This window comes from Spiroplasma endosymbiont of Polydrusus pterygomalis (assembly GCF_964030825.1).
Classification (GTDB): Bacteria; Bacillota_I; Bacilli_A; order Mycoplasmatales; family VBWQ01; genus Spiroplasma_E.
In genome coordinates this window covers 941303-966151 of the sequence record NZ_OZ034964.1, presented here as the reverse complement: position 1 = coordinate 966151, position 24849 = coordinate 941303, and the positions used below count along the sequence as shown (strand labels likewise).

The window sequence follows — 24849 nt, the reverse complement described above, 5'->3', positions numbered from 1 at the left end:
TATTTTATTAATTAACATTATTTGGCGCCTAACTTTCTTTTAATTATAGTTTGATAACTTAATTAGAAAATATTTCAAAAGTTGGTTATCTCTTTTCATCTTTTATTATTATAAATGACTTTTTTTAATTTTAATAAAAATTACTAATTTTAATATTTTTTAAAATGAACTAAAAAATAGTGATTTTAAAGTAGTTACTATTATTATGTTTTTATAACATCAACATATACTTTAAAATTGAAGTAATGCTTATATTTTATCTCAAATTCTTTAAATAAGAACCCTAATAATTTTTAAATAAGTATAATTTTATTTTGCAAGTTTTTTATAAATGTTTATATTCTCTCATTATTTAAATATTAATTTTATAATTAAAACTTAGTTAAATACTTATAGGACAAGATGTGATATTGTGAATCTTGTATACTTATTCTAACATATAATATTTGAAAGTTTTTACTTTTGGAAATTATTATTAATGGTAATAAAAAAATAATTTTTAAAGATAATTATTACTTGAAATTATTATTTTTTAGTGTTAATATATAAAATAGTACAGACATTTTGGACTATTTTCCATCTAATAAAAGTTTATCAAAATAATCCATAGGAGTCATTAATCGTAATGATTTATGTGGTTTAGAATTGTTATAATATTCTTGAAAAGAATTCACTAATTTTTGAAATAAACTAAAATCACTATTTAAATATGGTTTTATTTCAAATAAATTACTTCAATTTCTGTGAAATCTTTCAATCTTACCATTACTTTGTGGTGATCTAAACGGTGTAGTTTCATGAACTATACCTTTTTGTTACAAAAATTTGTAAATCAACGATTCCTTTGTGGTTTTCCACAAGATGTATTAGTATATTGACTACCATTATCAGTTCTAATTCTTTTAATTTTAATTCCCAATTTTTCATAAAAATTTAAAGCATTTTTAGTAGCATTTACAATATCTCTGGTTTGTGCTTGTTCAGATGGATAACAATAAGTAATTCGAGTCTTTTCATCAATAAAATCAATAATATATCATCTTTTACTTCCTGTTATATAATCTGATACTACTTTAATATCAGTTTGCAATAATCCAGTTTCTTTTACTTCATATCTCAAATGTTTTTTCTTAATAGTTTTTTGTGAATAAAAACCAAAACGTTTTAATCAACGATATATAGTTTTAATCGAGGGTTTTGGCAAAAAATTAAACCTAATATCATCAATATGTCTTATTAAATAACAAAATTGAAAAGCACCTATACCAAACTCTTCTTGATACTGAACAAAATAATTTATAAATTTTTCTGATAATTCCAAATTATAGAAATATTTAATATTTTTAGGTTTTGTTGATTTAAATAATAATTCTGCAAAAGGTTTATTTCTGTAGAAAATATCATAAAAACGTTTAGCTCAATAATAAAAAGTTTGCTTTGGCATATGTAATTGAGAAATTATTTCTTTACAAGTATTTTTTATTTTTAAAAATAAAACAAAATTTTCTAAATTTACGATAATAAATATTAACTTTGTTAATATTTTTATCATTTTTATACTTTTCTACAAACTTGTTAAATTTATAATCAAATTTAGTAAAATCAGCATTATTAATTAAATATTTCATTTTAAACTACACCTCAACTAATAATATAAAGTTATAAAAACTTTTATTAGTCCAAAAAATGTGTCTAATCTACATTTTTTAGTGTTAATAAAATTTGCAAAATAATAAAAAGTATGTTAATAATTAATTATAAATTCAAGATCAGCATTAAAGCCCATTTATTTTAATTTTTAAAAGAAATGGGCTTTAATCAAAAATCAAGAGGTGAATACAATGAATACTTGTTTAATTAATATAAATGAATTTATTGAAAAAATAAGTCCAAAAGATGATTTTAAAGGTATCGATTTACTTGAAGAATATTATTTTTTTGAAAAGCAAGCAAATATAAAAATTTATGTCGAATTAATTCAAAAAATGAATAATGAATCTTTTAAAAAAATAGAAATCACTAAAGAAGAAAAACAAAAATATGAAGAATGTCTTTCTTATTTTACTAATGAAATAAAAAAAGCAAAAGAAAGTTATCAAAAAAAATATGTTGATAAAAATGAAAAACATGAAAAACTTTTAGAAAAAAATGATCAAGATATTAACAATAGTTTAAGAATTAATAGTAATTATAGTAAAAATATTAAAAAATTAGAAATTAAAAAAATTAGTAAATGAAAAAATACTTTTCTTAAAATTATTAGTTTAAATTTTTTCGATTGAAATAAAAAAATAATAATTCAACAACAAAGATTAAAGCATAATAAACTTGATAATGATAATTGAATAAAAGAATTAAATGCAGAAAAACAAAAATATAAGAAAATAAAAGAAAACATTGATTTTCAATTTCAGAAAGATTTGCTAAAAATAAGTAATGTTATTGCAGATTTTGATCTATTAAAAGCAGAAGTTAATGATTTAGTATCTGTAAAAAGTATTGAGGATGAAATTGAATGTGAAATTGCAGAAGAAGCATTTGCTAAAGAAATGTTTGTACCTTTAAGTAAACCTAGAAATTCATTTTGTTCACAAGATAGTGGTTTTGAGTCAAAATCAAATAGTGATAGTGAAGAATGATCTTATTCTAATAATTATGATTATTCAAATTTTCAACCAGCAATTAATATTAAAAAATCAGATTCATTAAAAATATAAATAATAGTTACCAATTTTGGTAACTATTTAATTTTTACAATATTAAATTTTTTTATCTGTTAAGTATTTTTATTTGACATCATCATTTGAATAGGATACTATTAAAAAGGTTTATGTGCCACAAATTAATAGAAGGAGGTAATTTATGGTTAAATTACGCTTAATACCAACAGGAAAAAGCAAATCGGTGCAACCTAGTTACAGAATTGTTGCCATTGATGTAAGAACAAAGCTTAATGGTAAATATATTGATAAATTAGGTACTTATAATCCAACAAACAAAGGGAAGCAAGTAACTATTGATGAAGTAAAAGCATTAAAATTTTTGTCAAATGGTGCCCAACCAACAGAAACTGTTCGTAGTCTATTATCAGCAGCAGGGATTATGACTAAGTTTCATAATTTGAAACAAAGTAGAAAACATAGTAATCCTAAAAAAATAACTAAAAAAGTTACTGTAAAAAATAAAATAGGTAATGAAACTTCTTTAAAAAAAGAAGAAGCACCTGTTACTTAAATATTTTGACAATTTAATGAAGTGATTAATATTTATATAACATTATTGGTATAATTAATTGAACTAATTTTCTTTGATAAAAAAAGATATGATTCAAGCATTGTCAACAATTATTGAAAATAAAGCGTATTTAGAAAATCATGCTATTAAATTAATAAATAATGGGTTTTAAAATGAAATATTTAGAGTTAGGTACTATTGTTAACACACATGGTCTACGTGGTGAAGTTAAAGTTTTATGTAATTATTATGGTAAAAAATTTTTATGAGCAGTGAAAACAACAGTTTATTTAGAAGAAAATAAGCAGTTGATACCTTTAAGTATTACTAGGGTAAGAAATCATCAACAATTTCTATTATTAACTTTTGAAAATTATGATACTATTGAGTTAGTACAAAGTATGAAAAATAAGCACTTAGTTATTAATACTGAAAAAATAATTAATGTTAATTTACCTTGATTTTATCAAGATATTCTTCATTATCAGGCATTTGATGCTAGTAATGATATATTTTTAGGAGAAGTTATTGCTTTCTTTGATAATAATCATCAAGGTTTATGAGAAATAAAAATGGTTAATAATAAAACCTTTTTCATTCCTAATAATGAAGTATTTATTAGTAAAATTAATAAAGAAGAAAAAAAAGTTTATTTTAATATGATTGAAGGATTAATTAATAATGGTTAAAAATCAATTTACAATTATAACTTTATTTCCTAATGCTTTTAATGACTTTATGCAAACATCAATCATTAAAAGAGCAATTAGTAAAAAACAAATTAGTATTGATATTGTTAATATTAGAAATTTTGCTGATAATAAGCAACAACAAGTTGATGATGCTCCTTATGGCGGTGGCAATGGTATGGTATTACAAGCATTACCGATAATTAATGCTATTAATAATGTTAAACTTAAGCGTCCTAATGCTAAAACAATTTTACTTAGTCCACAAGGTCAACAATGAAATCAGCGATTAGCTTATCAATATAGTCAACAAAATATTAATTACATTTTAGTTTGTGGTCATTATGAGGGTATTGATGAACGTGTTATGCCTTATATTGATGAAGAACTTTCAATTGGTGATTATGTATTAACTGGTGGTGAATTACCAGCAATGGTTATTATTGATTGTATTACTAGATTGATCCCTAATGTTATTCAACATCAATCACACCTTAATGATTCATTTAGCAATTCATTATTGGATTATCCAACATATACAAGACCAGAAGAAGTACTTGGTATGAAAGTTCCAGCAGTACTTATTGGTGGTCATCATGAGAAGATAGCACAATATCGTCATCAGCAAGCATTAATTAACACTTATAAAAAAAGAATCGATTTATTTAAAAAATATCAATTATCGACAAAAGATAAAATAATTATTGAAGAATATAAAGCTTCACTTAAAAAATCTAAACGGAAGGAGAAATAAAACATGCAAAATGCAATTATGCAATTAGTTAGTGAAAATCAATTAAATCATGATCTTCCTAATTTTAAAGCTGGAGATACAATTCAAGTATTTTCAAAAATCAAAGAAGATAAAAAAGAACGTATTCAAATGTTTGAAGGAGTAGTTATTGCGCGTAAGGGTTCAGGAATTACTGAAAATGTTATTGTTCGTAAAACTGTTGGTAGTAAAGGTGTTGAAAAAACTTTTGCTTTACACTCACCATTAATTGATAAAATTAATGTTATCCGTAAAGGTAAAGTAAGAAGAGCACGTATTTTTTACTTACGTAAATTAAGTGGTAAAGCTGCTAGAATTAAAGAAATTAAAACAGTAAAAGCTGTTAAATAATAATTAAACCACCATTATTAAATATTGATGGTGGTTTTCTAAAATGATAATAGCATAAGAGAATGTGTATTAAGGGAGTATAAAATGTCTAATGAAAGTAGCCATAATCAAATTCATTGATTCCCTGGCCATATGATGAAAGCGATTAAAGCAATTGAAATAAAATTGCCTATCATTGATGTTGCTGTTGAAATTTTAGATGCCCGAGCTCCATTAGCAACAAAAAGTACTCTTTTAGATCGCTTATTAGAAACAAAAGTAAGAATTATTGTACTTAATAAAGTTGATTTGGCTGATGCTAATATCACTAAACAATGAGTTACTTTTTTTGAAAAACAAGGTTTTGCTGTTTTATTAGCAAAGTCATTAACAACAAAAATTAAACCACATTTGTTAAATTTAATTACTAGTTTAATGCAACCACAAATTGAAAAACAGTTAGTTAAAGGCATTATTAATCCAAAAATTAAAGTACTAATTATGGGTTTACCAAATACTGGAAAATCAACATTTATTAATAATTTATTACAACGAAAAGTAACGCAAACTGCTAATATACCTGGCGTTACTAGAGGTCAACAATGGGTTAAATTAAATTCAACAATTGATTTATTAGATAGTCCTGGTATTTTGCCACCAAAAATGAATGATCAAAAAGTTGTAATGATTTTAGCATTAATTAAAGCGATTCCGGTAAAACATTTATTTTTAGAAGAAATTGCTAATTTTGCTTTAACTTTTTTGCTTGAAAATTATTATGAAAGACTAGTTAAATATTATAATATTAATTTTGATGTTAATAATATTACTGATGAAACGTTATTTTTTTATTTTAAACAATTAGCACAAAAGTATCATTTGAAATTAGTAAATAATGAAGATAATACTCATCGTGCTATGAATTTATTTATTAATGATTTACAAGTTGGAAAGTTAGGTTTAATTTCATTTGAAATACCACCTAAGGTTTTAATTAATGAAAACTAGGTTACGATATGAAATTGATAACTATTCACAATCAACATTGATTGCTAGCTTTGATGAAGTAGGCCGTGGAGCAATGCTGGACTAATTGTTATTGCTGCTGTTATTCTTACCAAATTTTGTGTGCTCATCCGTTAATAAAAGATTCAAATCAACGAGTTATTGGCTGCTGAAAATACAAATCGAAAATGAATTGGTATTGATAATTGCTCAATTGCTATTAAGGTTTCTATGGAAAAACTTAAAGAATCAGAGTATGATTTTATAGAATGTATTATTGTATATTGAAATATATTTTAATATTTTTATACATACATTTATATATTTAAAATGTAATATATTGTTAAAAACAATAAACTTCGGAGAAGTATTAAAATTGTCAACAAAGCGGATATTGAGGTATCTTTTATATTTAATTTTACAATTATAATAACAAAAACCACTTTAAAAAGTGGTTTTTGTTATTTAAGTAAAGGTTTATATACAACCATAATTTTGGTTTGAATCAATGTTTTATAAAAATGTAATATTGTTCGCTACATAATTTGAATTATTAGTTATTGGTGGTAAATATTGTTTTTGATTAATCGTTTTTGCAAAAGTAATATTTCACTTTTCTACATCTTTTTTAACAATTTGTGGAGTATTTATGATATCTCTATTTAATTTAGAATCTAAATTATTTTTCGTTTCAGTTAATAATATTTTTCCATTAAAAGTTATACTATCATTATCATTAATAAAGATTTCTGGTGGTAAAAGATTATTTCTTTGTAAAGTTTGCATTAGTTCTTTAATAGAAACATTTAATGTTATATCTGCGATATTTTTAGATGAAATAACACCGTTAATTTCTCCATAAATTTTTTGTTTCAAAGTTAAAAAAATTTTATTAGCAGTTTTATTTACAACAATACTAACTTTTATTTGTTCATTTGCTAAAATTTTAATTGGTTGAGATGGAAAAGTTAATTCTGTAATTACTTTGAGTTCATGTGTATTTGTATTTGATAAATCAAAACTCTTTCCTATGGAAAGTGTATTTGAATAACTTGTAGTATTGGAAATTGAATTTTCATTGGTAGAACTTGTTTCTCCTCCTTTTCCCCCACCTCCAATACTTCCTCCAAATCCAAATATAGTAAAGGACGGGTTTATATTCCAATTTCAATTTTGAATTTCTGTTTTACTGTTACCACTTGTTCATGTATTTGTTTCTTCTTTACTATTTTGAATTCCAATAGTATTAGTTAGTCCTTTTATAATTTCATATTTTCTTGTTATTTCTTGTGAATATTCACAAGAAGGAGAATGATAAGTTTGTTCATGTGATAAAATAGGAAACTCTATACTTCCAGAACAAATATTTTCCAAAAAATTTATTTTTTCAATTTCACTATTTTTAATTAATTCAATATTTGAATAAAATAAATTTTCTAAGTTAAGACTTTTAATATCACCTTGAAAAGAGTTTTTATCTCTAAAATTTAAAAATAAAGCTTGTTTAATTAATTCATTCAAATTAATAATTTTATTTTCATTAATTGAATAATATATTTTTTTAGAACCAGTGTATTTATTAGAATTATTTTTTGCTTTTATAGTTGCTGAAATATCATCTTTTATCGAAATTTCTAAATGACCTATATCTAAATTAGGGTTTAAGTAATTTAAAATATTTAAAATGGTTTTATCATCATAATTAAAGATACTTCCTAAGTTTATCTTATAAATAACTGTTCCTAAATCTAATTTAATATCAATTACATTATTATCTAAACCATTTATTTTAGTTAAAGTTCAATCATGATTTTGTTGTGGTACTAAGTATACCCCTTTATCAGTTATGAAAAACACACTTCCAGCACGTAAATTATTGCTATCAATATTTTTTTCAACCATACCTATATCTTTAACAAAATAATCAGAAAGTGTATTAATTTGTACAACAGAACGACTATAGTTGTTCATAAAATAAACTTTACCACTACTTGTTATAAAATAAATACTTCCAGTTGGAGCAATTTTAATATTAATTACATTATTATCTAAACCATTTATTTTAGTTAAAGTTCAATCATGATTTTGTTGTGGTACTAAGTATACCCCTTTATCAGTTATGAAAAACACACTTCCAGCACGTAAATTATTGCTATCAATATTTTTTTCAACCATACCTATATCTTTAACAAAATAATCAGAAAGTGTATTAATTTGTACAACAGAACGACTATAGTTGTTCATAAAATAAACTTTACCAGTACTTGTTATAAAATAAATACTTCCAGTTGGAGCAATTTTAATATCAATTACATTATTATTTAAACTTCTTTTCTGTTTATTTCTGCTTTTTTCGTGCCGGTGTTTATGGGTACTTGTTTCTGATTGTTGATTTGAGAATGAATCTAAATATAATTGATAAAATGGGTTAATATTTTGATTTATTTCATTTAAATTATATGGTTGATAATTAGTACTTGAGTTTGTATAATTAATTTCTTGATTTATTAATTCTAAATTAGTATTGTTACTAGTTCAATCTTTAATCTTTTGATTATTATCAATTGACTTAGCATTAATACCTTGTGTTTTGTCATTAAAAAGTGGAATGCTTAGTACTCACAATTTAAATCAATAACTTGGATTAAAATATTTCATATTGAATACCTTTCGTTTAAACATAAAAACCCATTTACTTTTCATTAAGTGATGAGTTAAAAACCTTTTTAATAAACTCTTTTTATCTATCTAAATTTTACTCTTTTATTTTATTTTTTATAATAAAATAAAATAGACATATTCCATAATTAAAATTAATAAATTGTCAAGAAAAAACTCATTTTATTTTTTTAAGCTATTTAGTGTTATTAATTATAGAAATTAATATTTTTTGAAAAAAATATTTTAAAAATAGTTTTATATTCAAAAAACAAAAATTGTTAATAGTATTTGATATTAACTTAATAATAATTTAAATTGTGAAATAGGTTTTTAATCACTTTTTTTATTTTAAAGGTTTTGTTTTATTAAAAATTTCACAAAGTAAGTTAAATCTTAAATACATAAGTTTAAATTTACCTTTTCTACATTTATTTACTAAAATTTTGAATCTTTTTAATCAAGCAAAAACATGTTCAACTTTAATTCTAATTTTAGATACAATCTTATTGTATTTTTTTCTTGTTTACTTAATTTTTTATTTTTAGTTTTTTTATTGGTATTAAAATATTAGTGATAATGATTTAAAATATATATAATATTGGATTTAGAAAAAAATGAATTTGCACATAAGTCAGATTTGATTTATATAAACTTAATTGAAACAGGTAATGAAAAAATTATTGAAAATAACTTAAAAATAAAAATAGATAGAAAATATTTAATCAAAATATATTATTTCCTAATGTAAAATGTAAGTTTAGTGAAATAAAATTATCAAATAAATTTAGTTTTAAAACCAAAGAATATTTAATTAAACATTCAAATTTAGAAAATTTTTTAATTGTGTTTTTAATTTATATTAAAGTAAATGAATATGGTAAATATAAGTATTTATAAATACTTATATTTGGTTCATATTTGTTGTTTTTAGTGATGTTTTATTTTTGAATAGTAAAGTATAGAGCAAACCTATCTTATTGGTTGGTGGCACCATGGGGTTTATCCCACAACTTTGGGGGTGGGGTGCTAACGAAGTAGCAAGGGATCCCCTATAAACTTGTTTTTTAGGAATGATAGAAGCATTTAGTAAATTAAAAGTAATTCCTGAAGTATGTTTAGTTGATTTTGAACAACCGTAGTTTTCTAATTTTATAAGAAAAGTGGAAGCAATAATAAAAGGTGATCAAAAATCACTTAATATTGCTAGTGCTTCAATTATTGCCAAAGTGGTAAGAGATAACATCATGATTGCTGATGATAGTCAGTATCCTAATTATGGCTTTAAAAGTCATAATTAGGATATTACACAAAAAGTCATCAGTTAGCATTACAGACTTATGGTATTTGTGTTATTCATCGTACTAGTTGTGTTCCTGTTAGAAAATATCGTTAATTAATTTGTTAATTAAACTTTTTATTTTAAACAAATCACTTTATATGTGTCTTAACTTTTCTAGTTCTGTTATAATTATATTATACTATTTTAAAGTGAAGCAGTTTTAATTTATAATTTAATATAGTCAGGAGAATTATAATGGCAAGAAAATTTGGTTATAATTTATTAGCATTTGTATATTTTGCAAGCCAACGTCGAGGAACTGCTAAATTAGTTTTGAAAAAAAGTACATGCAAACGTATTATTAAAATTTATAAAAAACATAGAAAGTTAGAAATTAGTAATAAAGTGACATTGTTATCTAATTTTTTAAGTAGTAATATTGTTAGTAAAATTTCAGTTTTAGCTGAGGATTCCGTAGTACCACATATGTTAATTGATGAAATAGTTTTTGTTATTATTGAACAATGAAAACTATTTTTACAGTGAAATAAAAAAATAAAAAATGGGATTATTATTACTGTTAATAAAAATATGGAAGTTAGTGTTGACTGAGTAGGTAAAGAAAATATTTTTACAGAATTAACAACTGAATATACTATTAATTATCGAGAAGTAGGAATGAATACCATTATTTTTAATAATGGTTTTTCTTATGAGATAGATGGTATTAAATATTGTGCTCATGGTGTGACTAAAATTATTTTAACACCAAGTTTATGAAAGCAAATTGATGAATTAAATAATGGATTAGTAATATCACAATATTTAAGAAATGAACAAATATTTTGTACTCTTGCTTTAGAGCCAGAATCTAATAAAATTTTAGATTATGTTTTTGATCAATTAGCGATTTTAATTTTTAATAATAAAAAATATATTGTTGAAGCATTTGCAAAATTTAAAGTAGGCGTTGTTTTAGAATTTGAAGCAATAGTTCATGAACAATTTCAATTAAAACAAATTTCGGCAATGAAGATTAATAGTGAAGAAAAATTAAAGTAATAATGATATTATTTAAGTTAAATAATATCATTATTATTTTTTCTTCATTTGTTTATTAATATTTTTTCTTAACTTGGTATTGAAACTGGTATTGAAATTGTTATTGTTGATTTTAGAGAAATTGTTTCTTCATTTTTTATTAAAGTAACCTTAAATTTTAATTTATCACCTGATCCAAGACGAACTGGATCAATACCAATTTTTTCATAACTGTCAACATTAAATTTTGCTTTTCAACCAATTAGTTCTTCAAAGTTATTAAAACAAATAGCTTGATCAGTTCTTGAATGGCTTATTAATGGTACTTCTGTTTTTTCTACTGTTCATTTATCAACAGTAGTCTCTCTTTTAGCATTAGCATAAAAATTTTGAATTGGACTTCCTGAATAAACAAATTCCCGATAACTAAGTTTAGCAGGATTTGTACTATCAGTGCTAAAAATATTAAATGTAGCCTTTGTACCACTTACTGCTTGGATTTGATATTGATCACCTAAATTTGTTTTATTATCTTCTTTAAAAAATTGTAAAAGATATGTTGCATCATTAATAATAAGTTTTTCCTCATCAGTTGGTTCAATAACTTTAGCAGTAGCAACTTGTATATTAGTTACTTTATGTTTAATTTTAGCAACTTCAGCTGCATCAAACATGCCATCTTCAAATGTTGTCCCTGTTTTCACTGTTTGTTGTAAAACAGATTTTAAAAAATAAAAACTATCTTCATCTTTAGCTTTAGCATCACCAGTAGTAACATTACCTTCTAGTAGATTAGTAGCGTTGATGTCACTATCATCAATTGTGAAAATTGGTGTATACTTACCATCTCACATCATGTCAATAGCTTTTAATCCTTTTCCATCACTATCAGTTAGACCTAAATTTATTGATACATTATCTATTAATTTTTTATTCTCATCTTCTTTGGTTCCACAAGCAATAATGGTAGTTACTGGCAATGATGTTAAAGTTACAGCCCCTAATAGTTTTAATAATGTTCTCATATTTTTCATTATTTTAACCTCCTTAGTTAAATCTAGAGTAGAATAAATGTGAATATTACCTTTCATAATCTTATATCAAAAAAGATGTTATCTTAAATAACTCACTAACACTATTATAATGTAAAAATTATTTTATGTTGTGTTTTTACTCTTTTTAGAGTATTTTCCTGTTTTTTTCTAGTAAAATTAATAAAAATGCTGATTATGATATGAAAGAAAATTTCGTAAATATTTATAAAATTACTAGTTTTGTTGAAAATATATTACTAAGGACAAATAATAAACTAAAATATGATACTTGAAACAAGAGAATTAGTTAATGATTGAAATAATATTGATAAAATATGACAACTAATTTAGAAAAAGAAATTACTAAATATTAAAAATCAAAATAGTAATGAAATAAAAAAGCTAAGTAATCATTTAGTAAAGGTGCAAAAAAGTTTAATAAATATTTGTCATAAAAAAGATAAAAGTCTTGAAAAAATAAGAAAGAAGAAGAGTTAATAATAGGAATAGAAAGAAATAAAACAGTATGTTATTGTTAGAAAATGATTTTTAAAAAGTAGTAATGTAATTTTAAATAAAGATAATTGATCAGCGTTACATGTTGGCTATGATGGCATAAATTATTCGGTTGGTAATATCTTATTCTAATAAATATTTATCTATTAAAATAGAATCTCTAAGAAAAAACAAGATTATCTTTTTTAATTAACTAAATCATATCATAAAATTAAAAACGGTTGCTATTAAAAAATACTTGTTTAGATTACATTATTTTGTTAAATTATGTAAAACTTTTATTTGTATGTAAAAATCAGATAGAAACCATAAATTAAATAAACATATTATTTAAGTAATATTGTTTTTGTTTTGCTAATAAACTTAACTGTTCTTTGACTAATTCAATTTTCCTATCAATAATACTAAAAAAATGTGCAATCTTAGTTTGTTCTTGTAAACTACAAGTAATATAAATTTGAATATTTTCTAAATCTTTATTAGAAATTTCTAAGAATGTTGTTCCAAATGAATTAGTAATTAATACATTTCTTATTGTTATAAAGTCAATAATATAGGTATTTATGGTTTATTAATTTTCCTGTTCTAATGTTTTTTATTCCTTGACTAAATCAACATTTTTCTAAATTATTTATTGTAACTACACCAACAGGAGCTCTGCAAGTTAAAAGAATATCATTTTTCTTAGAAAAATTAAAATTTTTATCTGTAATAAAACGATCATATTTATTAAGCAGCATACTGTTATTTTTTGTAATAAAATTAGGAGTTATAAAAGGAATTTCATTTAATCATAGTTTTTTATTTTTTGTTGAAGGTGTTGAACCACCTCAAATTGTTGCTATTGTTCTTAATTTTACTTTTTGAAAATTATTTTCATTAATAAACTCTTTAAATCTAATTTGGGGATAACCTTTTTCATTAGCAAACATATTATTTAAGTAATATTGTTTTTGTTTTGCTAATAAACTTAACTGTTCTTTAACTAATTCAATTTTTTTATCAATAATGGTAAAAAAATCAGCAATTTTATTTTGTTCTTGTAAATTAGGTAGTTTAAAAATAAATTGGTTAATTATTTCCTTAGAAAGGTTAGGTTGTGTTTGTTTTATAATATATTTATTTAATTCTTTTTTCTTAAATTTAAGTAATAAATAATATAAGTATTCTATCGAAAAATATAAATTATTAATTTCCATAGAAAAAAAAGCTTGACTAGTAGCTAATGGAATTTTATTGATTGTTGGAAATCCAACAGAAGCATATATAGAGTATATTAATGAATTTTTTGGTACTAATCAAGCACTAGAATTTAAAAGTCCTTTTCTAGTTATTGTTTTTTCAGTTTCAAAAATATATTTGCCTTGATTAGTAACATCTTTAATTGATAAAAATGATATTTCTCCATTATAAAAATCTTTATTTTTTGTACTTGGAGTTCCTCCAGATTTACCCTTATTATAAAACTTATTAAAAGTTGTTTTATAATAAAAATCAGCAAACTCTTTAAATCCAATTTTGGGAAGCAAAGATTTATTCATTATTAATCACCAACGCTTTTACCAGTAACTTAAATTCTTCATTTAATTTTTGCATTGCTTGTTCATTAGTAATTAATTTATCTTGCAATTCTTTAATATTAATGATTTCTTTTTCTGCTGTATTATCAATATAACGAGCAATATTTAAGTTATAATCATTTGCTTTAATTATTTCGATCGCAACTAAATTAGAAAACTTAGCAATAGTTTTTCTGTTATTAAAAACATTAATAATTTTAATAATATTTTCATCAGTTAAAGTATTTTTATTTCCTTGCTTGGCAAATTCTTTCGAAGCATCAATCAACAAAATGGCATTATCACTTTTCCATTTTTTCATTACAATAATACAAGTTGGAATTGATGTCCCATAAAACATATTAGCTGGTAAACTAATAATAGTATCAATTCAATTTTTGGCAATCATATATTTTCTAATAATTAATTCAGCATTACCTCTAAACAAAATTCCATGCGGAATAACAACGGCCATGACACCATTAGCAGCTAATTTATAAATCATATTTTGAATAAAAGCAAAATCAGCTTTTGTTTTTGGTGCTAATTTGCCATAAGCACTAAATCTTTCATCGCTTAAAAATTTTTGATTTGCCGATCAATGAGAACTATATGGCGGATTGGAAACAATTATTTCAAATTCTTGTCCTTTAAAACCATCATCTTCTAATGTATCACCATGATAAATATCAAATTTATTATACTTTAAACCATGTAACATCATATTCATTCTTGCGATATTATATGAATTGGTTTTTAATTCTTGACCATATAAATGACCAATTTTTAATTCTTTATATACTCTTAATAGTAATGAACCAGAACCACATGTTGGATCATAAACCGTTTTAATTTCTGTTTTTCCTTGACTAACTAATTTAGCTAATAATTTAGAAACAGGTTGTGGTGTATAAAATTCACCTGCTGCTTTTACTGATTCAGAAGCAAATTTACTAATTAAATATTCATAGGCATCACCTAAAATATCAATTTCTGCGTCGTTAATTTCAAAATTAATTTCATTAATTTTTAACATTACTTTAGCAATGATGTTACTTTTCTCGGTTTCTGTTTTTCCCAATTTACTAGAATCTAAATCAACAGAATCAAATAAATTTTCGAATTCTTTTGCTGATGCATGACCAACTATTGATTCAATTAATTTGTTAAACGCTTTTCTTAAGATGAAGATATCAAATTTTCCACTATTAATTTTTTTATTTATTGCTTGTCATAAATATTCTGGTTCAATATAATATCCAGCACTATCATTATCATATAAAACTTCTAAAAAATCATTGCGATATTTTTCATTAGTTAAAGCAGTGTAATAATCAATCCCTTCCATTGTTAAATCTTTTGCTATTATCGATTGGACATTATCTGATAAATAACGATAAAATATTAATCCTAAGATATACTCTTTATATTCGGATGGTTCCATTGTCCCCCGTAAGGTATTAGAAATATCTCATAACTTAGAAAACAACTGTTGTTGTTGGACATTTTGTTTTTCATGTGTTGTCATAATATCTTTTCCTAACTTTCAAACTTATTAATTAAAGTAATTAATATTTAATGCTAACTAATTTTAATCCTTGTTAGTAATTTTGCTGTTAAATATTTAATTATTTTTACGATACTATTATATAATAAAAAACTAAATTTTTAGCAAGGCAATAATATTTTAATAAAACTTTAATATCTTAAAATTGTTAGCGAAAAATTGAGAAATCCCATGTAGTATTTAATTTAATTGGTTGTTTTTACTGTTATTTTCTTAAACTAAGCAAGGTTAACGACAATTTTAACCTAATTAAAAAAGATAGAATTTTATTTCTATCTTTTTCTTAGTTTTTGGAAAATTATCCATCAACCGAATATTTTATGCGCTCTGTCATTTTTATATCTAAATGTTGAATAAGATAATTAAGATGAATTAATAAAATAATTTTTTCTTTAATTTGATGACAAATAAATTTTTCTTTTTTTAAAAATTGTATTTTTCAATTTTTTTAAATATGTTGTATTGCTTACTTTTTGTAGTGTTTCATTAGATAATTTATTAAAATTATTATTTAATAAAAATTCTACATATGTTGATTATTTTTTACTATCTTTTTCATCACAATATACACTAGTATGTTTGATAAGCTTTATTTTATTATTATAAGTAATTTCTAAATCTGGAAATTCGTGTTTTCCTTTTACAATCTTTACAGGATTACTTAAATTAATTAATTTATTTAATTCATTTTTTTGTAAATTTAGAATTAATTTCAAGTTTATTTTGATAATTATTTATTTTAGTTTCTTCATTAATAATTATGTTATAAACGAAAAATAATTGATAATTATTTAATAACTCCAAAAAAATGTTTCTGATTTGTTTAAGTTTTTATCTGAAATTAATATTTTGCTATTTAATAAGTTTTTATTGTATTCTTCGTTCATTTTATAAATTTATTTTATCATATAAATTAAATATTAAATGTTAGTATTTCTTTTTTTATTTTTTGTATAATACTTTATACAGGATAAAATAATTAGCAAAGAAGGTTATTATGAAAAAAAATAAATATCTATTAAAAAATTTAGATGATACTAATAGTCTTGCCCAAATCATTGCTAAAATTGTTAAACCAAATTTAGTTTTATTATTAAATGGTCCACTTGGTAGTGGTAAAACACAAATTACTAAATTAATTGGTCGATTACTTGGTGTTAAAGATGTTATTAATTCACCAACTTTTATTATTTATAAGCAATATCAAACTAAATATAAATGAAATTTAATTCATATCGATGCTTATCGTTTAATCAAACCTAACATCGAAGAATATTATGAAATAATGATCAATAATTTTACAATCATTGAATGATCAGAAAAATTAAGTATTAACTTTAATAATTATCAGTATATTGCGATAAATTTTAAAATTATTGATATTAATAGTAGAGAAATAACCATTAATACTAATCTTCTTCCACAAGCAACAGAAAAGTATTTAATTAATTCATTAGCTAGTTTATAGAATTTTAAATATAAAAAAAAGGAATTAATTAATTCCTTTTTTTTATATTTGTACATGAAAATAATTGAGCATAATATTATTAATAGTACTTTGACTGATTAAACCGAGTTGTTTATATTTGATTAATACTTGTAAAGTAAAGTTATTATCATCAACGGGATAATAGTTATTTAAACCTCAAACTAAACCAGCAAATAATACCAATGAACCAATAGCAATCGGACTAAAAGCATAAAATACAGTTATTTTACGGTTATGATAACCAATTAATGAAGCAAATAATCAACCTGTAACAAAGGCAATCATTCAGTATAATAATGTTACTATTTGTGAATCAAGTGCAAATCAGAAAATTAACATTAAAATAATAGTTACCAAAAAGCGACCCATAATTGGTGTTTTAAATAGTTTATAATTTCAAATAAAAGGTAACATCGCACCTAAAGATATTAATGGAAAAACTCAGAATCCTGACATAATATTCATATTATCAACAACACTTTGTAGAATCCCTGTTAAAATCATTGCTCCAACTCAAATAAAAATTGCTTTTCATCATCCATAAAATCCTTCAACAAATCTACCAACACGATAAAACATTCAAAGTGAAAATATTAAGTTAATAGGAACTGAACTATTTATATCATTGCTAACAAATGGATAAACTAATCATCTTCAATACTGATGAGCACCAAATATTAAATTATGATAGTTAGCACCAAACAGTAAATGTTGTAGGTCATAATTTAGTACTAATCAATCATCTTTGCTAATATTAACAATTGCCATAAAAACAACAAAGGTAATAATTGGAATTATAAAAAGAAATCAAGTAATTGCTAAGTTAGGATTACTACATTTTTTTAATGTTTCACTTAAATAACGACGATTTTGAAAATTAATTTTTTTTCAATTGCTGCTTAAAGTTCCACTAGTGTTATTTTCATTAGTGTTTTCATTATTTTCGGTTTCATTTTCAAGTTGTGGTAAGTCTACTTTAATAAACTTAGTGATACTAGGATAAAATTTTGCTAATTCTTGAACAATTTTATCACTAGTGGCAATGATAATATCAACTGCTGGTGACATTCGATTTTCATTTTGGTTATCGTCATTTAAAATAACCATTAAGTAACGAATATCTTTAACGCCTTCATCTGTTAATTGTTGACGCAACTTTTCATAAGCTTCATCTTTATTTTTTAAATGATGAGGATTAAAATCATTTTCTTTAATAATTTTAATAATATGATAAGTATTACTATTTTTGTTGGTTAAATAAACTTCACCTTTAACATGTAATTTTAAATCTTTAGGAACATTAAATGGTCGGTAATCTTGGTGACTAATAAAATAATCAACTAGTTGTAAACCTAAAATATCGAGAATATTATCATTCATTATTTTCCACTTTCCTTTCGTAATAATTGTAATTTATTTTCAAAAAAATCAGGTAAATTACACTCAAAAGTCATATTTTTTTTCGTTGTTGGATGAATAAAAATAATAATTTTAGCATGCAAGTATTGGCCAATATTAACATCTTCTAATTTAAATTTGCTATATAATGGATCATTAACAATTGGATGTTCAATTCATTCAAAATGAACGCGAATTTGATGTGTTCTACCAGTTTCAAGTTGACATTGAACTAAAGTATAATCTTTAAATCGTTCAAGAACTGTAAAGTGAGTAGTTGCTTCTTTACTATTTTTTTGTTCATTGATCATCATTTTTAGACGATTACTATTACTTCTAGCAATAGGTGCATTAATGGTTCCTGATCTACTTTTAATTGTACCATGAACTAGGGCAATATAAATTCGTTTAATTTCATGTTTTTTTAATTGCTCTGCTAGGATATGCTGACTAATTTTATTTTTAGCAACCAATAATAATCCTGTTGTTTGTTTATCAATACGATGAACAATGCCAGGACGTAAATTATCTTTATCAGCATTTTCAACTTTTGCTTGGAATAATAAGCCATTAACCAAAGTATTATCTCAATTACCTGCTCCTGGATGAACAACTAAATTATTAGGTTTATTAATAACAATAATGTCATTATCTTCATAGATTATTTCAAAATCAATTGCTGTTGCTTTTAAAGTGTGTTCTGGTTGTGCTTTGATAGTAATAATTATTTCATCATTATTTTTTAATATTAATTTAGTTGATGAAATAATTTTATTATTAACTGTTACTTGGTTATTCACGATTAAATTTTGAATAAAATTTCGTGAATAATGATGCTCTTTTAATACTGTTGCTAAATATTTGTCGATCCGGATATCTGTTATTTCTTGATATGTTATTTTTATTTTCTTTTGTTTTTCTGTCATTACTGACTGTTGTAAATGTTCCATTGTTGACTTCATGGTGATGTTCTCCGTGTTTTTCTTGATATGCATTGATAATGGTGCTAATAATTATTTGTAGAATAATAGTTATAATCCCAATAGTAATAAATATATCAGCAGTGTTAAAAATGGTGTATGGCGGAAATAGTTGTCATAATAGGAAGTCAACAACGCCACCTTCATGCAAAAATCTATCAATTAAATTACCAAGTATTCCTGCGATAACAAAACTAAGACCTAATGCTCTATTAATAGAATTAGTAAATAGTAGTCATATTATACTAGCAATTGCGGATATAAAAGCAAAAATTATTAGAAATATTCGTTGATTTTGAAAAAGACTAAAGGCAGAACCATAATTAATAATAAATTTTAAATTAATGAACCCGGGCAAAAAAGGATATTCTTGGTCAAACTTTACTTCTTTTTGTACTGCTAATTTAATCATTTGATCAGTAACAACGAGAACAATGATGGCACAAAAACAAATTATTTTAGTTAATCATTTTCAATCACGTGTTTTTAAGTGATTTTTAGTTGCTAATCAAGAAAATTCCATAATTACTTCTTTCTAAACTAATATTAATTATTTTACCTTATTAAGGATAACACTTCAAAACAACGATTACAAACATCTTCTTTTGTTTCATTAACAATTAATCAACAGCGAGGACACTTAGTACCAACTTTGGTTTTAACATTAATAGTTCACTCATTATTAATATTAGTATTATGATTGACAATAACTTCACTAACAATTAATAATTGTGCCAATTCTTTTTCATCAATTGTCGCTAGAATATTATTATTAAAATTAATAGTTACTGTTGTTTCTAAAGCAGTTTTAATAATTTTGTCTTTTTTTGCTTGTTCGATAACTTTATTAACTTCATTTTTGAAGTTAATAAAGTATTCTCACTTTGCTATTAATTTTGTTTGTTTGTTTAAATTTCATGGTTGTGGAAAACTTTTTAAATGAATTGAATCATTAGCTGTCTTTAGTTCTTTTTTAGTTAAACTTTGAAATGCTTCTTCAGTAGTATGTGGTAAAATCGGTGCTAATAAACCAATTAGTGTTTTTACAATTAAAAACATTGTCATTTGTACTTGCTTTCTTCTCATATCATTTTTACTATTAACATATAAAATATCTTTTGTAAAATCACAATAGAAAGCAGATAAATCATTAGTAATGAAATTTAAAATTAAATGATAGATACTATTAAATTGGTAAGTTTGATAATGGTCATGAATTTTAATTACTAAGTTATTTAATTTATTTAAAAGATATTGATCAACTTCTGTTAAAGTTTTAATGATGTTTTCTGGTGATTGTTGATCAATAGTTTTGCTGTCTAAATCAAAACAGTTACCTAATAAAAAACGAAGAATATTTCTAATTTTACGATAGTTTTCACTAACTTGTTTTAAAATATCAGTACCAATTCTAGTATCATCAGTAAAATCAACACTAACTACTCATAATCGCAAAATATCAGCACCATTAGTATCACAAATTGATTTAACACTAATAACATTACCAATTGATTTTGACATTTTGTTACCTTTAGCATCGCTAACAAAACCATGTGCTACTAAATTTTTATAAGGACTACTATTATTAGTAATAGTAGCTGTTGTTAAACTTGAATTAAATCAACCACGAAATTGATCATTACCTTCTAAATATAAATCTGCTGGTCAAGGTAAGTTATTATTTTTAATAACTGCTAAGTGGGAAATACCACTATCATATCAAACATCCATAATATCTTGTTCTTTGTAAAAAATACCATTGGGGCTATCTTGGTGTTGATAGTTAGGTAGTAATAAATCTTTTGCTTCTTTTTCAAATCAAATATTTGAACCATGTTTAGCAAATAAATCGGCAATATGATTAATAAGTTTAATATCAATAATTGGTTCTTTTTTTTCACTATAAAAAATTGGGATTGGTATTCCTCAAGCGCGTTGCCGAGAAATGCATCAATCATAACGGTTATTTGTCATTAATAACATTCTTTTTTTTGCTCAGTGCGGAATGAAATTAACATCATTAATATTTTTAATAAGTAATGGTTTAATCTTTTCAATAGCAATAAATCATTGTAAAGTAGCGCGATAAATAACTGGTTTTTTAGTTCTTCAATCATGAGGATATTGATGTTTAAATCATTTCATACCAATTAATGTACCATTAGCTTTTAATCGTTCAACAATAAGTTTATTAGTATCATCATAAAATTTATTAACTAATTGTTCATCATTAATTTCTGCTGTAAATCGACCTTGATCATCAATGGGACAAAGGATTTTAATATTATGTTTTAATCCTAGCTCAAAGTCTTCTTCACCAAAGGCAGGAGCAGTATGAACAATGCCAGTTCCATCATTGATAGTAACATGAGAACCATGAACAATTGGTATTTTTCTTTGATATAATGGATGGAATGTTGTTAATCCAATTAAATCTTTACCAGAAATAGTACTAATAATTGTAAAATTAGTAATATTATTGTTTTTAGTAAAAGCATCAATTAGTGGTTGGGCAATGATATATTGGTGTTCATTAGTTTTAATAATACTATAGGTAAATTGTTCATTTACTGCTAATAATTGATTACTAGGAATTGTTCAAGGTGTTGTTGTTCAAGTTACTAATGAAATTGGTAACTTGAACAGTTTCTTTTCGTCATTTAGTAAAAAAGCAACATAAATTGCAGCACTAGTTTTTGTTAAATATTCAATTTCAGCTTCTGCTAACGCACTTTCACTTGATGGTGATCAATAAACAGGGTATAAATTACGATATACTAATTTTTTTGCTACCATTTTTGCAAAAACCTTAATTTGTTCAGCTTCATATTTTTTATCATAAGTTACATAATAATCGGCAAAATCTGTTAATAATCCTAATGCTTTAAATTGATTAATTTGGTTAGTAACTTGCAGTTGTGCATATTTTTGACATTGTTTTCTAAAATTTGAAACTGTTACTGTTTTACGATTAATTCCAGAGTTAGTGACTGCTGTTTCAATTGGTAAACCGTGTGTATCTCAACCAGGAATATAAGGTGCATAATAGTTATTACTATTATAGTAACGAACAATAATATCTTTTAAAATTTTATTGAGCGCATGTCCTAAATGTAAATTACCATTAGCATAGGGAGGGCCATCGTGGAGAATAAAAGTTTTAGTAGCTTTTTTATTTTTTGTTATTAATTGCTGATAAATTTTTTGTTCTTGTCAATATTTTTGCAATTGTGGTTCTTTGCTAGTCAAATTAGCACGCATTTCAAAGTTAGTTTGTGGCATTAACAATGTATTTTTATAGTTTTTATTCATGTATTATTCTCCTTTAAATAACAAGTTTTATTTGCTACTAATTATTCTTTTATATTTTTAAATTTATAAAAATAAATATTATTAAATCATTATACTAGTAATTATTTGAAATTGGTATAATTTTTATTTGCTTTTTTTAAAGTAGTTATAACTATACATTATATGTTTTACACTAAGAAAAGTTTTATTTTTTTTTAGCAAATAAAACTAAAAAATTATTCTTTTAGTAGTATAATAAAAACACTTACTTAATTAAGGGTAAGTAAATAAATATTCACTCGGTTGGCACCTAACAGTGAATAAGAGTTACCATTTTTGGTAACTCTTTTATTATAATTTTATCGTTGTTTACCAACTTTTTTAATAAAATGCTAAAATAATCACATAATAGTTAAAATTTAAAACAATATAAAAATAGGACGAATTAATATAACGGATAGATTTTCTAACTTTAAACAATAAAACTAGCAAATCTAAATATTTGTTAATTTAATTATATCATAAAAAAATAAGGGAGCATAACGATGTTGTCTATAATATTCATTATTTGTCTTTAAATTATAAAGTTAGACGAGAATAATTTAGACTTTATATGCAATTGTATATTAATCTTAACACTTGTAAAACATAAGTCAACAATAATGCTTAGTTTTATAATTCAAAAATTCTTATTAAAATAATTTTTAATAAGTTTTTAAGTATGTTATAATAAATTAAAGTCCTTTAAGATAAACCGTATACCCTTTGATTACTAAGCGTATGTTAAGTACGTGGTCTCTTAGGTAAATCCCTTTAATTAGGGATTTTTTTATAATAACTGTATTTCTGTATTTATTTGATAGCATTTAAAATTAACCATTTTTGAATACATATCAATATTATAGGTTCTATTTCCAATCATATGTTTTAAAATTTGTTTAATATTCGTTTCAGTAAAACAACCAATATTTTCAACTAATGCTTGATTGAGTATTCCATTTTTAGCATTAATAAAATAACCAATTTTTAATTTTTGATATTTTAATGAGTTTAAAAAATCAATTAATTCATAATATTGACCTTTTGAAAATAAATTTTGTGCATATTTATAATGTAATTGTGCAATTTTATTTTTTCTTCTTCCTGCCATAATTCCAAGAAATAAAACATGAAAAGCATGGAATTTATCTAAAATAAATTTAGCATTTAAAATTTCAGCAGTTTTTCTAATTCATTTTGCACTATCACCACAAATTATTAAATTTGCTTGTTCAAAATTTTCATAGTATAATTTACCATATTTTTGAATCAATTGTGCAGTTTTATATGCACCAATTTTTGTTTTTGATAATCTTATTTTACATGCAACTCTTTTATTAATTAATTTGCCATTTTTCTTTTTACCAGTACAAAATATTAATAATCTCATAGAACATTTTTTACAATTTTTACTATTATGGTTATCATTAAACTTAAATTTTCTATGTCCATCATCAATATTTATATATAAAGTTTGGTTTGGCTCTAATTTAATTTTAGAAATATTAGTTTTTGGTATTTTAAATTTTTGGAATGTTCTACAAACAGTACTAATACTTATTAAATTTTCTATAAAAGTATCACAAATATCTTGATATCTTTTTCCATCAGTAAAATATTTTAAAATTTTTTTAATAACATCTGGTGCTAATTTACTATACTTTTTAACACCAAGATATACATCTAATAATGATATATGCTCAATTTTTTGTGTTTTTTTGTTATAATATGTATAAATACGTCGCTTATAAATTAATAGGCCTTTTTTTGTTTTTAATTTTCTTTTTCTAAATTTACATGGTTTATATATAGATTTATCACATTCATTTCATAATTTATCATCTATTTGTTTAAAAAATTCTTGTGTTTGTTTTAAATTTAATTCATCTTGATTAAAATAATGTTGTTCTCATTTAAAATGATTTTGAAATAATAACATTCTTTGTTTCCTTTCTAAATTTATTA

General features: G+C 23.3%; 24 protein-coding genes. 9 read left to right on the top strand and 15 right to left on the bottom strand.

The annotated features are described in order from the left end of the window. Positions 1–569 precede the first annotated feature (569 nt). Genes ACQH25_RS04860 through ACQH25_RS04850 form a run of 3 tightly spaced genes read right to left on the bottom strand, consistent with a single transcriptional unit; the run spans position 570 to position 1628 of the window. On the bottom strand, positions 570–758 hold the full coding sequence (locus ACQH25_RS04860) for an integrase core domain-containing protein (RefSeq protein WP_425381845.1): 189 nt from the start codon (positions 756–758) through the stop codon (positions 570–572). A 44-nt stretch (positions 759–802) separates the two neighbouring features. Next, the gene (locus ACQH25_RS04855) at positions 803–1444 is read right to left on the bottom strand and encodes a DDE-type integrase/transposase/recombinase (protein ID WP_425380922.1); all 642 of its coding nucleotides are present in this window, start codon (positions 1442–1444) and stop codon (positions 803–805) included. A gap of 22 nt (positions 1445–1466) precedes the next feature. Beyond that, positions 1467–1628 (bottom strand): hypothetical protein, encoded by a 162-nt coding sequence (locus ACQH25_RS04850; RefSeq protein WP_425380921.1) that lies wholly within the window; start codon positions 1626–1628, stop codon positions 1467–1469. A 213-nt stretch (positions 1629–1841) separates the two neighbouring features. On the opposite strand from ACQH25_RS04850, the gene ACQH25_RS04845 reads away from it, so the two are divergent. The 6 genes from ACQH25_RS04845 (at position 1842) to ylqF (ending at position 6033) form a co-directional block, all read left to right on the top strand. Beyond that, complete coding sequence (locus ACQH25_RS04845) at positions 1842–2717, top strand: hypothetical protein (protein ID WP_425380920.1); 876 nt, start codon at positions 1842–1844, stop codon at positions 2715–2717. A 145-nt stretch (positions 2718–2862) separates the two neighbouring features. Continuing rightward, the gene (rpsP, locus tag ACQH25_RS04840) at positions 2863–3234 is read left to right on the top strand and encodes a 30S ribosomal protein S16 (protein ID WP_425380919.1); all 372 of its coding nucleotides are present in this window, start codon (positions 2863–2865) and stop codon (positions 3232–3234) included. Positions 3235–3407: 173 nt separating this feature from the next. Continuing rightward, positions 3408–3923, top strand: a complete 516-nt coding sequence (gene rimM / locus ACQH25_RS04835; RefSeq protein WP_425380918.1) for a ribosome maturation factor RimM — start codon at positions 3408–3410, stop codon at positions 3921–3923. Beyond that, on the top strand, positions 3916–4677 hold the full coding sequence (gene trmD / locus ACQH25_RS04830; protein WP_425380917.1) for a tRNA (guanosine(37)-N1)-methyltransferase TrmD: 762 nt from the start codon (positions 3916–3918) through the stop codon (positions 4675–4677). The genes rimM and trmD overlap by 8 nt, the downstream gene beginning before the upstream one ends. Positions 4678–4680: 3 nt before the next feature. Further along, positions 4681–5046 (top strand): 50S ribosomal protein L19, encoded by a 366-nt coding sequence (rplS, locus tag ACQH25_RS04825; protein WP_425380916.1) that lies wholly within the window; start codon positions 4681–4683, stop codon positions 5044–5046. A gap of 84 nt (positions 5047–5130) precedes the next feature. Further along, a complete protein-coding gene (gene ylqF / locus ACQH25_RS04820; protein WP_425380915.1) occupies positions 5131–6033 on the top strand; it encodes a ribosome biogenesis GTPase YlqF in 903 nt (300 codons plus the stop codon). A 510-nt stretch (positions 6034–6543) separates the two neighbouring features. Here ylqF and ACQH25_RS04815 read toward each other — a convergent pair. Then, positions 6544–8688: an ETX/MTX2 family pore-forming toxin gene (locus ACQH25_RS04815; RefSeq protein WP_425380914.1), complete on the bottom strand. Its 2145-nt coding sequence runs from the start codon at positions 8686–8688 to the stop codon at positions 6544–6546. A gap of 904 nt (positions 8689–9592) precedes the next feature. After that, a complete protein-coding gene (locus ACQH25_RS04810; RefSeq protein WP_425381860.1) occupies positions 9593–9937 on the bottom strand; it encodes a hypothetical protein in 345 nt (114 codons plus the stop codon). Here ACQH25_RS04810 and ACQH25_RS04805 point away from each other — a divergent pair. Then, on the top strand, positions 9891–9989 hold the full coding sequence (locus ACQH25_RS04805; protein WP_425381852.1) for a hypothetical protein: 99 nt from the start codon (positions 9891–9893) through the stop codon (positions 9987–9989). The genes ACQH25_RS04810 and ACQH25_RS04805 overlap by 47 nt on opposite strands. A 236-nt stretch (positions 9990–10225) precedes the next feature. Then, a complete protein-coding gene (locus ACQH25_RS04800) occupies positions 10226–11032 on the top strand; it encodes a hypothetical protein (protein WP_425380913.1) in 807 nt (268 codons plus the stop codon). Between the two features lie 68 nt (positions 11033–11100). Here ACQH25_RS04800 and ACQH25_RS04795 read toward each other — a convergent pair whose 3' ends face one another. From ACQH25_RS04795 to ACQH25_RS04775, 5 genes are all read right to left on the bottom strand, one after another. After that, on the bottom strand, positions 11101–12045 hold the full coding sequence (locus tag ACQH25_RS04795; RefSeq protein WP_425380912.1) for a hypothetical protein: 945 nt from the start codon (positions 12043–12045) through the stop codon (positions 11101–11103). Between the two features lie 829 nt (positions 12046–12874). Next, the gene (locus ACQH25_RS04790; protein ID WP_425381851.1) at positions 12875–13048 is read right to left on the bottom strand and encodes a hypothetical protein; all 174 of its coding nucleotides are present in this window, start codon (positions 13046–13048) and stop codon (positions 12875–12877) included. 25 nt (positions 13049–13073) lie between these two features. Next, the gene (locus ACQH25_RS04785) at positions 13074–14102 is read right to left on the bottom strand and encodes a restriction endonuclease subunit S (protein ID WP_425380911.1); all 1029 of its coding nucleotides are present in this window, start codon (positions 14100–14102) and stop codon (positions 13074–13076) included. After that, the gene (locus ACQH25_RS04780) at positions 14095–15648 is read right to left on the bottom strand and encodes a type I restriction-modification system subunit M (protein ID WP_425380910.1); all 1554 of its coding nucleotides are present in this window, start codon (positions 15646–15648) and stop codon (positions 14095–14097) included. The genes ACQH25_RS04785 and ACQH25_RS04780 overlap by 8 nt, the downstream gene beginning before the upstream one ends. Before the next feature lie 575 nt (positions 15649–16223). After that, positions 16224–16403 (bottom strand): hypothetical protein, encoded by a 180-nt coding sequence (locus ACQH25_RS04775; protein ID WP_425380909.1) that lies wholly within the window; start codon positions 16401–16403, stop codon positions 16224–16226. Positions 16404–16684: 281 nt separating this feature from the next. Between ACQH25_RS04775 and tsaE the strand changes: the two genes are divergently transcribed. Next, positions 16685–17155 carry a tRNA (adenosine(37)-N6)-threonylcarbamoyltransferase complex ATPase subunit type 1 TsaE gene (gene tsaE / locus ACQH25_RS04770; protein WP_425380908.1) on the top strand — a complete coding sequence of 157 codons (471 nt, stop codon included), beginning with the start codon at positions 16685–16687 and terminating at the stop codon, positions 17153–17155. A gap of 42 nt (positions 17156–17197) precedes the next feature. Here tsaE and ACQH25_RS04765 read toward each other — a convergent pair whose 3' ends face one another. From ACQH25_RS04765 to ACQH25_RS04745, 5 genes are all read right to left on the bottom strand, one after another. Further along, complete coding sequence (locus ACQH25_RS04765) at positions 17198–18556, bottom strand: hypothetical protein (RefSeq protein ID WP_425380907.1); 1359 nt, start codon at positions 18554–18556, stop codon at positions 17198–17200. Then, positions 18556–19431, bottom strand: a complete 876-nt coding sequence (locus ACQH25_RS04760; protein WP_425381850.1) for an RluA family pseudouridine synthase — start codon at positions 19429–19431, stop codon at positions 18556–18558. The genes ACQH25_RS04765 and ACQH25_RS04760 overlap by 1 nt, the downstream gene beginning before the upstream one ends. Next, positions 19367–20077 (bottom strand): signal peptidase II, encoded by a 711-nt coding sequence (gene lspA, locus ACQH25_RS04755; RefSeq protein WP_425380906.1) that lies wholly within the window; start codon positions 20075–20077, stop codon positions 19367–19369. The genes ACQH25_RS04760 and lspA overlap by 65 nt, the downstream gene beginning before the upstream one ends. A 32-nt stretch (positions 20078–20109) precedes the next feature. Next, positions 20110–22866, bottom strand: a complete 2757-nt coding sequence (ileS, locus tag ACQH25_RS04750) for an isoleucine--tRNA ligase (RefSeq protein WP_425380905.1) — start codon at positions 22864–22866, stop codon at positions 20110–20112. An 808-nt stretch (positions 22867–23674) separates the two neighbouring features. Beyond that, the gene (locus ACQH25_RS04745) at positions 23675–24823 is read right to left on the bottom strand and encodes an Mbov_0401 family ICE element transposase-like protein (protein ID WP_425380809.1); all 1149 of its coding nucleotides are present in this window, start codon (positions 24821–24823) and stop codon (positions 23675–23677) included. Positions 24824–24849 lie beyond the last annotated feature (26 nt).